The sequence below is a fragment of the Streptomyces sp. NPDC046881 genome, assembly GCF_040645015.1.
Classification (GTDB): domain Bacteria; phylum Actinomycetota; class Actinomycetes; order Streptomycetales; family Streptomycetaceae; genus Streptomyces.
On record NZ_JBEYXJ010000094.1, the window covers coordinates 19,234 to 33,919 of the forward strand.

Consider the following 14,686-nt stretch of genomic DNA (forward strand, 5'->3'; position numbering starts at 1 on the left):
GGGGAAACGGGGACCTCATGTCGTACGTGCGCACCTTCCTGCCGTGGATCGTCTTCGCCGCCATTCCCTCCGGGGACTGGCAGTGGGGGGCGCTGGCGGCGTTCGTCGTCGCGACGGCCCTCGTCGTCCAGGAGAAGCAGAAGGGCACCGGATTCGACGCCCTGATCATCGAGACCGGCTCGGCCGTCTTCTTCGCCGTCCTCGCCGCCGTCGCCTTCACCGACCCGCACTCGGGGGTGCACGACTACTCGGCGGCGCTGTCCTCCGCCACCCTGGCCGTCATCGCCGGGGTCTCGCTGGCCGCCGGGCGGCCGTTCACGCTCGGCATCGCCAAGCGGACGACACCGCGTGAGCTGTGGGAGCTGAAGCCGTTCATCCGGACCAACGTGGTCATCACCGCCGTGTGGACCGCCGCCTTCGCGCTGACCGCCGTCGTCCTGGCCCTGGTCGAGCACGCGGGGCACCCCCACTCGGCGCCGGCCACGCTGGTGCAGGTCGCGGGCTTCGTCCTCCCGATGGTCTTCACCGTGCGCTACGTCGCCCACGTCCAGGCCAGGGCCGGACAGGCCGCCCGATGACCGCCCCCCGGCACCTCTCGGGCAACCACGCGCCGGTCCTGGAGGAACTCACCGCGTACGACCTGCCGGTCACCGGCACGATCCCGCCCGGACTGTCCGGCTGGTACCTGCGCAACGGCCCGAACCCGGCCGACGCCGCCTCCGCCCACGACTTCGGCCCGGCCCGCACCCCGGGCGAGGCCGTCTTCGCCCCCGCCGACACCACCCCGGGCGGCCCCGGCCGGCTCCTGACGTACGTCCACGACGCCACCACCGACCGCAGCGACCTCGTCGTCCTCGACACCGCCGACCTCACCGCGCCCCCGGTCGCCACCGTCCACCTGCCGGCCCGGGTGCCCTTCGGCTTCCACGGCAACTGGCTGGGGGACGCGGAAGGCTAGGCGGGCCTCGGCCCGGGCGTCCCGGCGCGGTGCCACAATCACCACGAGGTGTACGTCCGGACGCCGTCCGCCGAGGAGAGCAGGAGCACCCAGGGCATGTCAGGCAGCAGCGACCGCAAACAGCGCATCATGACCCGCTTCCAGCGCCACCTCGCCAACCCGGTCAACCGGCGCCTGCCGTTCCAGACCCTGCTGGAGACGACCGGCCGCACCTCCGGCCTGCCCCGGACGACCCCGGTGGGCGGACGCCGGGTCGGCGACTCCTTCTGGCTCGTCTCGGAGTTCGGCTACCGGTCGCAGTACGTCCGCAACATCCAGGCCGACCCGCGGGTGCGCGTCCGCATCGCGGGGCGCTGGCACCGCGGCACCGCCCATCTCCTGCCCGACGACGACCCCGTGGCCCGCCTGCGCGCGCTGCCCCGGTTCAACAGCATGGCGGTACGGGCGTTCGGCACCGGTCTGCTGACGGTGCGCGTCGATCTGGACGGGTGACGGGTCACCCCGGCCAGACGATCGCCTGCACCTCGCTGTAGGCGTGCAGGGCGTACACGCCGACGTCCCGGCCGACCCCGCTCCCGCGGAACCCGCCGAACGGGGCCTCCATGTTCCGGCCGACCGTGTTGACGCCGACGCCCCCGGCCCGCAGCCGCCGCGCCACCCGGAAGGCCCGGGCCACGTCACCGGACCAGACGTAGTCGATGAGCCCGTACTCGGAGTCGTTGGCGAGGGCCACCCCCTCGTCCTCGTCCGCGAACGGGATCACCGTCACCACGGGCCCGAAGATCTCCTCCCGGGCCACCCGCATGTCGTTCGTACCGTCGGCGAGCAGGGTGGGCTCCACGAAGAACCCCCGGTCCGGCGGCGGCCGTTCACCACCGGCCACGACCACGGCGCCCTCCTTCCGCCCGAGTTCGACGTACGACTCCACGCGCGCCCGGTGCTCGGCGGAGATCACCGGCCCCACCACCGTGTCCGGCTCCCGCGGGTCCCCCACCTTCAGCCGGCGGGCGTACCCCGCGAGTCGCTCGACCAGCCGCTCGTACACCCCGCGCTGGGCCAGCACCCGGGTCGGTGCCGTGCAGATCTGCCCGCTGTAGAAGGAGAAGGTGGTGCCGATCCCGGCGACGGCCGAGGCGAGGTCGGCGTCGTCGAAGACGAGCGCGGCCCCCTTGCCGCCCAGCTCCATCAACTGGCGTTTCATGTCCCGCCCGCACACCTCGGCGATGCGCCGCCCGACGGCCGTGGACCCGGTGAAGCTCACCATGTCGACGTCGCCCGAGGCCACCACGGCCTCGCCCACCGAGACGTCCCGCCCGGAGACGACGTTCACCACACCCGGCGGCACCCCGGCCGCCTCCAGCGCCTGGGCCATCCGGTACACGGACAGCGGATCCTGCGGCGCGGGCTTCACCACCACCGTGTTGCCCATGGCCAGCGCCGGGGCGATCTTGCCGGCCGGGTTGGCCCACGGGTTGTTGTACGAGGTGACGCAGGTGACGACCCCGACGGGCTGCCGTACCGCCAGCGCCCCCAGCACGGCGGCCGGGCCCATCGGGCCGGCCTCGTTGATCTGCGGGGCGATCGCCCACTCGGCGGGCTCCACGTCCGCGTACCGGCGGAAGCGGGCCGCGGCCACCCCGACCTGCATCGCGCGGGCCGTCGCGGTGGTCGCGCCGGTCTCCGCCCGGGCCAGGTCGGCGTACGGCACCAGCCGCTCCCGGATGATCTCCGCGGCCCGCCCGAGCACCGCCGCCCGCTCCTGCGGCCGGGTCCGCGACCACGCCCCGAACGCCTCCCGGGCCGCCGCGCAGGCCGCCCGGGCCTGCTCCTGCGAGGCCTCCGGCGCCCAGCCGACGGTCTCCTCGGTGGCCGGGTCGGTCACCGGGTAGTGCCCGCCGTCCGGCGCCACCCACCGTCCGCCGACGAACAGCGGCTGTCCCCCGCTCACCGCGTGCTCACCGTCCGCGTGTCCCGCCCGGACCGCAGCACCTTCCCCGGCACGGCCCCGGTCACCACGTCGTCCCGGATCGCCTCCACCCCGTTGACCCACACGGCCCGCACCCCGAGCGCCCGGGAGTCCAGCCGGGGACTGTCCCCCGGCAGATCATGCACCAGCCGGGCCCGGCCGGCGTCGATCCGCTCCGGGTCGAACAGCACCAGGTCGGCGTGGAAGCCCTCCGCCACCCGTCCCCGCTCCCGCAGCCCGAAGAGCCGCGCCGGGTCGTCGGTCAGCATCTTCACCGCCTGCTCCAGACCGACCAGCTTCCGGCCGCGCAGACAGTCCCCGAGGAACCGGGTCGTGTACGGCGCCCCGCACATCCGGTCCAGGTGGGCGCCCGCGTCCGAGCCGCCGAGCAGGACGTCCTCGTGCTGCCAGGTCTCGGCGCGCAGCGCCCAGGACGCCGGGTCGTTGTCGGTCGGCATGGGCCACAGGACCGTACGCAGGTCGTCGTGGGCGCAGATCTCCACCAGGCAGGCGAACGGGTCCTGCCCGCGCTCCGCGGCGATGTCCCGCACGACCCGCCCGGTGAGGCCCCGGTTGGCCTCGCTGTAGGTGTCCCCGATGACGTACCGCCCGAAGTCCGTGAGCCGCCGGAAGACACCGGCCTCCTCCGACCGGGCCCGGCGCAGCATCTCCTCGCGGACGGCCGGGTCCCGCAGCCGGGCGATGCGCTCGGGCACGGGCAGCCCCAGGACCGGCCCCCAGCCCGGGATGAGGTTGAGGGCGCAGAAGGTGCCCAGCGACATGTTCATCGGGGTCAGGATCGGCATGGTGAGCGCGACCACCCGCCCGCCGGCCTTCCGGGCCCGCTCGCTCGCGCTCAGCTGCCGCGGCACGCGGTCCGGCACGGCCGCGTCGACGGTGAGCACGTTCCAGTTCAGCGGCCGCCCCGCCGCCGCGCTCATCTCCACCAGCAGATCGATCTCGTCGTCGTCGAACCGGTCCAGGCAGCCGGCGACGATGGCCTCGATCTGCGTGCCCTCGTGCTCGCCGACGGCGCGGGAGAGGGCCAGCAGCTCCGCCGGCTCCGCGTGCCGGGAGGCGACCGGCTGCCCGTCGCCGTCGGAGTGCGTGGCGGACTGCGTGGTGGACAGCCCCCAGGCGCCGGCGTCCATGGCCTCGTGCAGCAGCCGCAGCATGGCGTCCAGCTGGTCGCCGCTCGGCCGGCCCCCGACGGCCCCCGGGCCCATGACGTACCGCCGCAGCGCGCAGTGCCCCACCATGAACCCGGCGTTCACGGCGATCCGCCCCTCCAGGGCGTCCAGGTACTCCCCGAAGGAGTGCCAGCTCCAGGGCGCCCCCTCCTCCAGCGCCACCAGGGACATCCCCTCCACCTTGGACATCATCCGCCGGGTGTAGTCGGCGTCCTCGGGGCGGTCCGGGTGCAGCGGGGCCAGGGTGAAACCGCAGTTCCCGGCGACCACCGTGGTCACCCCGTGGTCGAGGGAGGGGGTGGCGTACGGGTCCCAGAAGAGCTGGGCGTCGTAGTGGGTGTGGGGGTCGACGAAGCCGGGGGCGAGGACGAGACCGGTGGCGTCCTCGGTGGTACGGGCCGCTTCCGTGATCCTTCCGACGGCGGCGACACGGCCGTCGCGGATGCCGACGTCGGCGGTGCGCGCGGGCGCACCGGTACCGTCCACGACGGTGGCGCCCTTGACCAGGTGGTCCAGCATGCCGGGCCCCCTTACACAGCCTGCCGGAACCGGGTGGTCCGGTGCACCGGGTCGGTGTCGATCTTCGGGATCACCTGCTCGCCGATGAGCCGGATCGTCTGCAGCGTCTCCTCCTTCGGCACCCCCACCGGCAACCCGAAGCTGAGCTGATCGGCCCCGGCCTGCTCCCACCGCTTGCACTGGCGCAGCACCTCGTCCGGGTCCCCGCAGATCAGCAGCTCCTCCTCGATCAGCAGCTCCACGAACTCCGGGGTGTACGGGGGCAGCGTCTCGGGCCACACCGGGAAGCCCTCGGGGCGCGGGAAGGTGTCGTGGTAGCGGAAGACGAGTGAGGGCAGGTAGTGCAGGCCGCCGTGCACGGCGATCTCGATCGCCTCCGCGTGGGTGGGCGCGCAGATGGCGGTCGTCGTGACCATCACGTTGTCGTTGACGAAGTCCCCCACCGGCTCCGCGTTCACGATCGCCGTCTTGTACTGCTCCAGCACCCATTCCATGTCGGAGACCTTCTGGATGCTGAAGCCGAGCACCCCGAGCCCCTTCCTCGCGGCCATGGCGTACGACGGCGGGGACCCGGCCGCGTACCACATCGCCGGGTGCGAGGTGCCGTACGGCTTCGGCAGGACCTTCCGCGGCGGCAGCTGCCAGTGCTTGCCCTGGAAGCCGGCGTACTCGTCCTGGAGCCACATCTTGGGGAACTCGGCGATGGTCTCCTCCCAGATCTCCTTGGTGTGGTTCATGTCGGTCACCCCCGGTATGAACCCGAGGATCTCGTGCGAACCGGCCCCGCGCCCGCTGCCGAACTCGAAGCGGCCCTCGCTGAGGTGGTCCAGCATGGCGACCTTCTCGGCGACCTTCACCGGGTGGTTGACCTGGGCGAGCGGGTTGAAGATCCCGGAGCCGAGGTGGATCCGCTCGGTCGCGTGGGCGAGGTAGCCGAGGAACACGTCGTTGGCGGACAGGTGCGAGTACTCCTCCAGGAAGTGGTGCTCGGAGGCCCAGGCGTACTTGAAGCCGGACTTGTCCGCCTGGATGACGTACTCGGTCTCCTCCATCAACGCCTTGTGCTCGGCCAGCGGGTCGGTCTCGGCACGCTTGCCCACGTATCCCTGTACGAAGAGCCCGAATTCCACGGCGGTTCACCGTCCTCACCGTATCTGACGATCCGTCAGTTCTGCCTGTCGGCCGACTGTCGCACCGGCCGCGACGACCGTCAATAGCTGACGAGCAGTCAGATGACGGTGACGCCCGCCAGCCAGCCGCCGTCGATCACGAACGGCTGCCCGGTGATGTACGAGGAGTCGTCCGAGGTGAGGAAGAGGGCGAGCCGCGCCACCTCCTCCGGCCGGCCGACCCGGCCCAGCGGCACGAGCTTGCGGTACAGCTCGTCCAGGGCCCGGCTCATCTCGTCGGGGTCGGCGTCCGGGTCCAGCCGGGCCGGGTTCGACATCGCGGTGTCGATGGCACCCGGACAGATGGCGTTGACCCGGATCCGCCGGCCCGCCAGCTCCAGCGCGGCCACCCGGGTCAGCCCGAGCACCGCGTGCTTGGTGGCCGCGTACGTGCCCACCGCCGCCATACCGGTCAGGGCCGTGTAGGAGGCGGTGTTCACGATCGTGCCCCCGTCGGCCATCTCCGGCGCCACCGCCTTCATCCCCAGGAAGCAGCCGACCTGGTTGACCTGCACGACCTGCATGAACTCGTCCAGCGGGGTGTCCACCAGGGCGTTGAAGCGCAGGATGCCCGCGTTGTTGACCAGCCCGTCGATCCGCCCGTACGCCTCCCTGACGAGCCCGACGGCCTCCCGCCAGCCGTCCTCCGTGCCCACGTCCAGGTGGACGTACAGCGCCCCTATCTCCTCGGCGAGCGCCTGCCCCCGCTCGTCCAGCACATCGGCGACGGCCACCCGCGCGCCCTCCGCCCGGAACAGCCGCGCCTCCTGCTCGCCCTGCCCGCGCGCCGCGCCGGTGACGATCACGACGCGTCCGTCCAGCTTGCCCATGCCGTACTCCTCAGAGGTCAGGGGCCACTTCGGCGCCGAAGGCCGCCATCTGGTCGGTGAGTTCGGTGCGGCCGCGGCTGCGGAACCGCACCTGGATCTGGTCCACGCCCATCGCGCGGTACGCCCGCAGGGACTCGGCGAGCACCCGCGGGGGCCCGCTGACCGTGCGCCGCCCGACGTCCCAGCCGGGCCGGCCGACGTACAGGGGCTCGGTGATCGCGCCGATGGTGCAGGGCGCCTCGACGCCCGCCTCCTCCCGCAGCGCCCTCAGCCGGGCGATGACGGCCGGCAGCCGCTCCCGCGGGTCCCCCTGCGGCAGCCAGCCGTCGCCCTTCAGCGCGGCCCGGCGGACGGCGGCCGGCGAGGAGCCGCCGACCCAGAGCGGGACGTGCGGCCGGGCGGGCCGCGGCCGCTGCCCCAGGCCCGCGAAGTCGTAGTGCTTGCCGTGGTGCTCGGGGAACTCCTCGGGCCCCAGGGCGGCGCGCAGCGCGTCCATCGCCTCGTCCAGCACGGCCCCGCGCCGCTCGAAGTCCACTCCGAGCGCCTCGAACTCCTCCCGCACGTGCCCCGCCCCGACCCCGAGGACCAGCCGCCCGCCGGAGAGGTGGTCGAGGGTGGCGTACTGCTTGGCGGTGAGCAGCGGATGCCGCAGCCCCACGACCGCCACATGGCTGAGCAGCCGTACCCGCCCGGTGACGGCGGCGAGGTGGGCGAGGGTGGCCACGGGGTCGTACCAGACGGTGCTCATGGCCGGGGCGAGGCGGCGCGGTATGCCCACGTGGTCGCAGCAGGCGACGTACGCGAACCCCGCCGCGTCGGCCGCCCGCGCCACGGCGACCAGGTCCTCCGGCCCGCCCGCGGTCTCCCACGGCTCGGTGTAGAGGGTGCTCTGCGACTGGACGGGCAGCTGGATGCCGTACGCGAGGGCGCTCACCCCCGCCACAGCCCCTCCGGCGTGAGCCCGAGCAGCTCGATGGCGTTGCCCCGGACGATCCGGGTCACGGTCTCCGGGTCCAGGTGCCCCATCTGGGCCTCGCCGACCTCACGCGACTTGGGCCAGGTGGAGTCGGAGTGCGGGTAGTCCGTCTCGTACAGGACGTTGCCGACCCCGATGGCGTCGAGGTTCCTGAGCCCGAAGGCGTCGTCGAAGAAGCAGCCGTGGACGTGCTCGGCGAACAGCTCGGACGGCGGCCGGGTGACCTTGCCGGCGACCCCGCCCCATCCCCGGTTCTCCTCCCACACCACGTCGGCGCGTTCGAGGATGTACGGAATCCAGCCGATCTGCCCCTCGGCGTACATGACCTTCAGGTTCGGGAAGCGCTCGAACTTGCCGCTCATCAGCCAGTCGACCATCGAGAAGCAGCAGTTGGCGAAGGTGATCGTGGAGCCGACGGCGGGCGGGGCGTCGGCGGAGGTGGAGGGCATCCGGCTGGACGAGCCGATGTGCATGGCGATGACGGTGCCGGTCTCGTCGCAGGCGGCGAGGAAGGCATCCCAGTCGTCGGTGTGGACGGACGGCAGGCCCAGGTGCGGGGGTATCTCGGAGAAGGCGACGGCCCGGACGCCCCGGGCGGCGTTGCGCCGCACCTCCTCGGCGGCCAGCCCGGCGTCCCACAGGGGGATGAGCGTGAGCGGTACGAGCCGCCCCCGCGCGTCGGGCCCGCACCACTCCTCCACCATCCAGTCGTTGTAGGCGCGCACGCACAGCAGGGCGAGTTCCTTGTCGGCGGCCTCGGTGAAGGTCTGCCCGCAGAAACGGGGAAAGGTGGGGAAGCAGACGGCGGACTGGACGTGGTTGACGTCCATGTCGGCGAGCCGGGCGGACACGTCGTACGAGCCCGGCCGCATCTGCTCGTAGGTGATGACCTCCAGCCTGACCTCGTCCCGGGCGTACCCCACGGCGGTGTCGAGACGCGTGAGCGGCCGGTGCAGGTCCTCGTACACCCACCAGTCGCCGACGGGCCCCTCGTCGGAGCCCGGGGTGCCCATGACGGGCTTGAAGCGGCCGCCCAGGAAGGTCATCTCCTTGAGCGGCGCCCGCACGATCCGGGGCCCGACGTCCCGGTACCTCCTCGGCAGGCGGTCCTGCCAGACCCCGGCGGGCTCAACGGTGTGGTCGTCGACGGAGATGATCAGCGGGAACTGTGTGGTCTCCATACCGTGCACGGTAGCGCTGATCTGACGGTCCGTCAGCTATCGGTGTCCGACGGCCGGCATGCGGAGAGGTTGTGAGGGCTTCGTGCACCCAGGTGTGGCCCTCTGTGATCGGCATCTCCCACGGCTGACGCAACCGCCCTTTACAAGGCAAACTGACGGGGTTGTTCGTGATGCCGAGGGGGGCGAACGCATGGACGGTGGGCCGCGAGTACCCGAGCAGCGGCGTGCCGGGTCCGAGCTCGTCGCGGAGCCCGGCCCGCTGCGCTTCGGCGTGCTCGGTCCCGTACGGGCCTGGCGCGGCGAGGAGGCGCTCCCCACGGGCTCCCCCCAGCAACGCGCCCTGCTGGCCGCACTGCTGCTGCGGGAGGGCCGTACGGCCACGGCCGCCGAGCTGATCGACGCGCTGTGGGGGTCCGAGCCGCCCTCCCAGGCCCTGGCCGCGGTCCGCACCTACGCCTCCCGGCTGCGGAAGGCGCTGAATCCCGGGGTCCTGGTCAGCGAGTCCGGCGGCTACGCCGTCCGCGGCCTGGGCGAGGGCGCCCTGGACCTGGCGGTCGCGCAGGACCTGGCGGCCGAGGCGGAGAAGGCCCGCGGGACCGGTGACCTGGGCCGGGCCCGCTCCCTGCTGAACCAGGCCCTGTCGCACTGGGACGGCGAGACCCTGGCCGGCGTCCCCGGCCCCTACGCCGAGGCCCAGCGGGCCCGCCTGGAGGAATGGCGCCTCGGCCTCCTGGAATCCCGGCTCGACCTGGACCTCGAACAGGGCGGCCACGCCGAGGCGGTCTCCGAACTGACCGCCCTGACGGCGGCGCACCCCCTCCGGGAACGCCTGCGCGAACTCCTGATGCTGGCCCTGTACCGCAGCGGCCGCCAGGCGGAGGCCCTGGCGGTGTACGCGGACACGCGCCGCCTGCTCGCGGAGGAACTCGGCGTGGACCCGCGCCCCGGCCTGAGCGAACTCCAGCAGCGCATCCTCCAGGCGGACCCCGCCCTGGCGGAACCCTCGGCCCCGACGACCGAACCGACGGCGACCCCGGTCCGCCCGGCACAACTCCCGGCCTCCGTACCCGACTTCACCGGACGTTCCTCCTTCGTGTCGGAACTGACCGAGGTGCTGTCCTCGGCGTCCGAGGCGGAGGGCCGGGTGATGGCGGTCTCGGCCCTGGCCGGCATCGGCGGCGTGGGCAAGACCACCCTCGCGGTGCACGTGGCCCACCGGGCGAGGGGGGCGTTCCCGGACGGCCAGCTGTACGTCGACCTCCAGGGCGCCGGCCCCCGCGCGGCGGAACCGGAAACGGTCCTCGGCTCATTCCTGCGCGCCCTGGGCACCCCGGACACGGCCATCCCCGACTCCCTGGAGGAACGCTCGGCCCTCTACCGCTCCGTCCTCGACGGCCGCCGGGTCCTGGTCCTGCTGGACAACGCCAAGGACGCGGCGCAGGTACGGCCGCTGCTCCCCGGCACCGAGGGCTGCGCCGCCCTCGTCACCTCCCGCGTCCGCATGCTCGACCTCGCCGGCGCCCACCTGGTCGACCTCGACGTCATGTCCCCGGACGAGGCGCTGGCCCTGTTCACCAGGATCGTGGGCGAGGAACGGGTGGCGGCGGAACGCGAGGCGGCGCTCGACGTGGTGGCCGCCTGCGGCTTCCTCCCCCTGGCCATCCGCATCGCCGCGTCCCGGCTGGCGGCGCGCCGCACCTGGACGGTCTCGGTCCTGGCGGCCAAGCTCGCCGACGGACGCCGCCGCCTGGACGAACTCCAGGCCGGCGACCTCGCGGTCAAGGCCACCTTCGAACTGGGCTACGGCCAGCTGGAACCGCCCCAGGCCCGGGCTTTCCGCCTGCTCGGCCTCGCCGACGGCCCCGACATCTCCCTCGCCGCCGCGGCAGCAGTCCTGGACCTCCCCCCGGAGGACACCGAGGACCTGCTGGAGTCCCTGGTGGACACGTCGCTGCTGGAGTCGGCGGCGCCCGGTCGGTACCGGTTCCACGACCTGGTCCGGCTGTATGCGCGAGCTTGCGCGGAGCGGGACGAGTGGCCACCGAGCGAGCGGGAGGCGGCCATGTCGCGGTTGCTGGACTTCTACCTGGCTACGGCGGCGCGTGTCTATGCGATGGAACGGCCCGGGGACCAGTTGGTGGAACACCTGGAGCCGACCGAGTATCCGGGGTTGGGTTTCAACAAGCGCCAAGAGGCACTGGACTGGCTCTACTCCGAGGCCAACTGCCTGTTGGCGTCGGCTCGTCAGGCGTTGGGCAGCCCCAGGATCCGGCGGGGTGTGGACCTTCTGTGGGCGGCCAAGGATCTAGGGGAGTCGGGAGCCAACTCCAGGCAGTACGAGTCCGTCGCGCTCACCGCCAGAGATGCCGCGCAGACCTCGGGCGACGCGCACGCTGAAGGCCGCGCCCGCACTGTGCTGACGAACGTCCACCTTGTAGCGGGTCGCTACAGCGAGGCCGACGAGGAAGCCCGACTGGCAGGCCTGCTCGCGGACACGGCCGAGGATCCCACGCCGGTCTTCTGGACGAGCAACGACCGGGGAATCATCGGACTCAACCAGGGCCGCTACGCGGACGCCGAGCAACATCTCAAGCGCGCCATCGAGGCATCGCGTCGGGATGGCAATCTCGCAGGTGAAGCGAGCGCTCTGTGCAACTTGTCGCGCGTCCACCTGGCCATGGGCCGAACCGGCCACGCGATAACGCTCGCCCAGCAGGGCATCGATCTGTACGACCGCCTCGGAGCCACCGTCCGTCTGGCAAACGCCCGGTACGCCTTGGGGCTCGCACTGACCGAGGCCGGGCGTCCGTCGGAGGCGCTCACGGAGCTTACGGACGCCCTGAACACGTTCCAGACGAACCGGCAGCGCCTGTGGGAGGGGACGACGCACTTCCGCATCGCGCAGGCTCACCTCGTCGGGCGGCAACACACGTTGTCTGCGAAACACGCCGAACAAGCTCTGGCGATCGGATGCATCGGCGGCGACCGTGTGCGCGCCGGCGTCCTCACGACCTTGGGTCGTTCGCTGTCCGCCTTGGGCCAGGTCGACCGCGCACGGGTCTGCTGGCTTGAGGCGCTGCCCCTCTACGAGCAATGCGGCTCTCCGGAGGCCGACGCCGTTCGGGCGCTACTGTCACCGCTCTCCACGGCCTGACGGTCGGCTGAAGCGTTCATCGATTGTTTATGCCTCGCTGGCATGCTCAACGCATCGAACCCGTCGCGTCGGGGGGCAGGCGGGTCGCTCCGGGACTCGACAGATATGCGAGAGTCCTGTCAGGTCCCTGCTCGGAGGCCCTCGGGGGAGCTGCCGGGCAGGGACCGCTCAGATTCAACTCACGTTCAGGGGAGCCGTGCACATGGCCGAGACCAAGAAGAAGTCCGACGACATCACCACGCTGGACAACCACTCGCCGGTCCCGCCGATCGACGACGCGATCACCACCATGGACAACCACTCGCCCGCCCCGCCGATCGACGACACGATCACCACCATGGACAACCACTCGCCCGCCCCGCCCGCCCTGAACCTGGACGGCGGCAAGTAAGCCACCACCCCGAGGGGGGATCGGCCGCGGCGGCGCGGAGGGGGAGCCGTCGCGGCCGAGGCGTACACCGGCGGCGAGTGCGTCGAAGTGGTGGACGCCCGGCCGGTTATCCACAGGGCAAGCGGCAGGTCGCGGTTTCTGCGATCTTGCCCGGTGTGGAGCGGACCGACTTGAGGGCGCTGGCGGACAGAGGCGTCCTCCTCACCTCACGTGCCGTGGCGGCCGGCTGGCCCCGGCGCAGTCTGACGCGGGTGCTGCGCGGGGAAGGCTGGACGCAGCTCCGGCACGGCGCCTGGGCCGAGCCGGGGCGCGACCCAGACCTGTTCACTCACCTCCGGGCCGTCCAACTCCGCGTACCGCAGCTCGTGGTGAGCCACGGTTCGGCCGCCGCCCTGTGGCGGATCGAGTCGCTCGGCGGTGGCCGCCGGGCACCGCTGGACTTCATCGATCCGCACCGCAGCATGCACCGCCTGGGCAGCGGCGTACGCGTGCACCGGATGACGCTCGGCAGAGGTGACGTCGTGGAGAGGCAGGGGTTACGGCTCACCACCCCGACCCGCACGTGCGCCGACCTCCTCCGACGTGGTCCCAGGGACGATGCGGTCGTCGCCGTGGACTCGGCCCTGACGTACCGCAGGGTCGGGCGAGTCCGACGCGCACCGCTGGTCCGGAAGGAAGAGATCTCCGCCGCGCTGGGGAAGGCCTCCCTGGGGTCGGTCCGGGCCCTGGACTGGCTCCGGCTGACCGACCCGCTCTCCGGCTCCCCCGCCGAGACGGTCGCCCGACTGCGCATGTACGACGCCGGCCTCCATCCCGAGAGCCAGGCCGAGCTGCGCACCCCGGACGGCAGCCGCCGCGTCGTCGACTTCCTCTTCCGGGCGGCAGGGCTGGGCGTGGAGATCGAGGGGTACGCCTACCACGGCACCCGTGAAGCGCACCGTCGGGACGTCCACCGCTTCAACCAGCTCCTCCGCTGCCCCGAGATCCGCAGCCTCCTCCGCTTCAGCGCCGAGGACGTTTTCCGGCGGCCTGCGTACATGGTCGCGGAGATCAGGGCCACGCTGGTTTCCCTGACCGGCGATTCCAAGTGACCGTCGGGCCGCCCGCTTCTCGGCCAGTGTCGGGCTTCCACGAGGTGAGTCAAGGGCGCTCCCGTTCCGCTGCGCTCCACTCCCGCGTCGCCTCCGGCGATGGGCCTCCGGCCCACCCTTGACACACCTCGCTCCAGCCCGGGGAAGAAGCGAGCGGGCAGCCCGGAGAAAGTGGCCGCCTCAGGTTCGTCACCCCTCGGGTCGGCTGCATTCACATCGCCGACGGAGGGAGCGCGGTCGCACCTCGCCTGCACGCCGGGTGGATTCGGCGGCTTGCGGGTGGTGGGCCTCCGGAGGCGGGGGCGCGGCAGGTGAGCGGCGGCACGCCGGGTGGGGGCGCGGTAGCCGAGCGTTGGCATGCCGGGTCGGCTAAGCGGCTTGCGGTCCGGTGGGGTGGGGCGCGCCCCCGCCTCGCCTGCACGCCGGGTCGGATGGCGGCTTAAGGGGAGGGGAAGGGAGCAGTGGGGCGGGGGAGAGCGAGGCAGTAGCGTCCCATTGGCCCCAACCGTCACACGGAGATGGTGATTGGCGGATTTGGGCCACCTCCACCGACCCTCCCGCCTGCCTGACCTGCCCCGCTTCCAGCCCAATTCCGCCAATCACCATCTCAAGGGGGAAGGGAAGGTGCCCCTGGGGAGTCCCGAGGCTCCCGGGACTTCCGGGACTTCGGGGACTTCCGGTACTCACCCGGCGTGCTGGCGGGGCGAGACGGCGCCCCACCCACCGAACCGCAAGTCGCCAAGCCGACCCGGCGTCCTTGTAGGGCGGGACGGCGCCCACCCGCGAACCGCAAGCCGCCGAACCCACCCGGCGTCCCTGCGAGACGGGACCGCGCCCCACCCACTTCCCGTCAGCCGCCAAGCCGACCCGGCGTCCCTGCGAGACGGGACCGCGCCCCATCCACTTCCCGCCAGCCGCCAAGCCGACCCGGCGTCCCTGCGGGACGGGATCGCGCCCCACCCACCGAACCGCAAGCCGCCGAACCCACCCGGCGTCCTTGCGGGACGGGACCGCGCCCCACCCACTTCCCGCCAGCCGCCGAACCGACCCGGCGTCCTTGTGGGGCGGGACCGCGCCCCCTCCCGACGGGACCAGGGGGGCGACCCGGGGGCCCGGTGCCGGGCTGGGGCACCGGCTTTTGGGGGCGCTCGCTCGCTTCTTGACCGGGGTGGAGCGAGGTGTGTCAAGGGTGGGCCGGAGGCCCATCGCCGGAGGCGACGCGGGAGTGGAGCGCAGCGGAACGGGAGCGCCCTTGACTCAC

Annotated in this window: 11 protein-coding genes and 1 pseudogene; 6 read left to right on the forward strand and 6 right to left on the reverse strand. The window is 72.6% G+C overall.

Features of this window, described 5'->3' with window-relative positions; all coding sequences use genetic code 11:
- The first annotated feature begins 17 nt into the window (after positions 1-17).
- The 3 genes and pseudogenes from ABZ923_RS31970 to ABZ923_RS31980 all read left to right on the forward strand — a co-directional run bounded on the left by ABZ923_RS31970 (position 18) and on the right by ABZ923_RS31980 (position 1,450).
- A complete protein-coding gene (locus ABZ923_RS31970) occupies positions 18-578 on the forward strand; it encodes a hypothetical protein (protein WP_361478677.1) in 561 nt (186 codons plus the stop codon).
- Between the two features lie 137 nt (positions 579-715).
- Positions 716-958 (forward strand): annotated as a pseudogene (locus ABZ923_RS31975) (carotenoid oxygenase family protein); the annotation flags it as partial.
- Between the two features lie 96 nt (positions 959-1,054).
- Complete coding sequence (locus tag ABZ923_RS31980) at positions 1,055-1,450, forward strand: nitroreductase/quinone reductase family protein (protein ID WP_361478680.1); 396 nt, start codon at positions 1,055-1,057, stop codon at positions 1,448-1,450.
- A 4-nt stretch (positions 1,451-1,454) separates the two neighbouring features.
- Here ABZ923_RS31980 and ABZ923_RS31985 read toward each other — a convergent pair whose 3' ends face one another.
- The 6 genes from ABZ923_RS31985 to ABZ923_RS32010 all read right to left on the reverse strand — a co-directional run bounded on the left by ABZ923_RS31985 (position 1,455) and on the right by ABZ923_RS32010 (position 8,789).
- A complete protein-coding gene (locus tag ABZ923_RS31985) occupies positions 1,455-2,906 on the reverse strand; it encodes an aldehyde dehydrogenase family protein (protein ID WP_361478683.1) in 1,452 nt (483 codons plus the stop codon).
- Positions 2,903-4,633, reverse strand: a complete 1,731-nt coding sequence (locus ABZ923_RS31990) for a D-aminoacylase (RefSeq protein WP_361478686.1) — start codon at positions 4,631-4,633, stop codon at positions 2,903-2,905. Before ABZ923_RS31990 ends, ABZ923_RS31985 begins: the two co-directional genes overlap by 4 nt.
- Positions 4,634-4,644: 11 nt before the next feature.
- Positions 4,645-5,763 (reverse strand): LLM class flavin-dependent oxidoreductase, encoded by a 1,119-nt coding sequence (locus tag ABZ923_RS31995; protein ID WP_361478689.1) that lies wholly within the window; start codon positions 5,761-5,763, stop codon positions 4,645-4,647.
- 98 nt (positions 5,764-5,861) lie between these two features.
- Positions 5,862-6,632 carry an SDR family oxidoreductase gene (locus ABZ923_RS32000; protein WP_361478692.1) on the reverse strand — a complete coding sequence of 257 codons (771 nt, stop codon included), beginning with the start codon at positions 6,630-6,632 and terminating at the stop codon, positions 5,862-5,864.
- Positions 6,633-6,642: 10 nt separating this feature from the next.
- The gene (locus ABZ923_RS32005) at positions 6,643-7,566 is read right to left on the reverse strand and encodes a TIGR03619 family F420-dependent LLM class oxidoreductase (RefSeq protein ID WP_361478695.1); all 924 of its coding nucleotides are present in this window, start codon (positions 7,564-7,566) and stop codon (positions 6,643-6,645) included.
- A complete protein-coding gene (locus ABZ923_RS32010; RefSeq protein WP_361478698.1) occupies positions 7,563-8,789 on the reverse strand; it encodes an amidohydrolase family protein in 1,227 nt (408 codons plus the stop codon). Before ABZ923_RS32010 ends, ABZ923_RS32005 begins: the two co-directional genes overlap by 4 nt.
- Positions 8,790-8,979: 190 nt before the next feature.
- Between ABZ923_RS32010 and ABZ923_RS32015 the strand changes: the two genes are divergently transcribed.
- From ABZ923_RS32015 to ABZ923_RS32025, 3 genes are all read left to right on the forward strand, one after another.
- Positions 8,980-11,943: a BTAD domain-containing putative transcriptional regulator gene (locus ABZ923_RS32015; RefSeq protein WP_361478701.1), complete on the forward strand. Its 2,964-nt coding sequence runs from the start codon at positions 8,980-8,982 to the stop codon at positions 11,941-11,943.
- A 202-nt stretch (positions 11,944-12,145) separates the two neighbouring features.
- Positions 12,146-12,334 carry a sigma-like protein gene (locus ABZ923_RS32020; protein ID WP_361478703.1) on the forward strand — a complete coding sequence of 63 codons (189 nt, stop codon included), beginning with the start codon at positions 12,146-12,148 and terminating at the stop codon, positions 12,332-12,334.
- A 155-nt stretch (positions 12,335-12,489) separates the two neighbouring features.
- Positions 12,490-13,425, forward strand: coding sequence for a hypothetical protein (locus ABZ923_RS32025; protein WP_361478706.1), 936 nt, complete (start codon positions 12,490-12,492; stop codon positions 13,423-13,425).
- Positions 13,426-14,686 lie beyond the last annotated feature (1,261 nt).

Bases quoted from the DNA above. Each gene is read 5' to 3' on its own strand.
- ABZ923_RS31970 (WP_361478677.1), top strand. From the start codon at position 18: ATGTCGTACGTGCGCACCTTCCTGCCGTGGATCGTCTTCGCCGCCATT.
- ABZ923_RS31980 (WP_361478680.1), top strand. From the start codon at position 1,055: ATGTCAGGCAGCAGCGACCGCAAACAGCGCATCATGACCCGCTTCCAG.
- ABZ923_RS31990 (WP_361478686.1), bottom strand. From the start codon at position 4,633: ATGCTGGACCACCTGGTCAAGGGCGCCACCGTCGTGGACGGTACCGGT.
- ABZ923_RS32000 (WP_361478692.1), bottom strand. From the start codon at position 6,632: ATGGGCAAGCTGGACGGACGCGTCGTGATCGTCACCGGCGCGGCGCGC.
- ABZ923_RS32010 (WP_361478698.1), bottom strand. From the start codon at position 8,789: ATGGAGACCACACAGTTCCCGCTGATCATCTCCGTCGACGACCACACC.
- ABZ923_RS32015 (WP_361478701.1), top strand. From the start codon at position 8,980: ATGGACGGTGGGCCGCGAGTACCCGAGCAGCGGCGTGCCGGGTCCGAG.
- ABZ923_RS32020 (WP_361478703.1), top strand. From the start codon at position 12,146: ATGGCCGAGACCAAGAAGAAGTCCGACGACATCACCACGCTGGACAAC.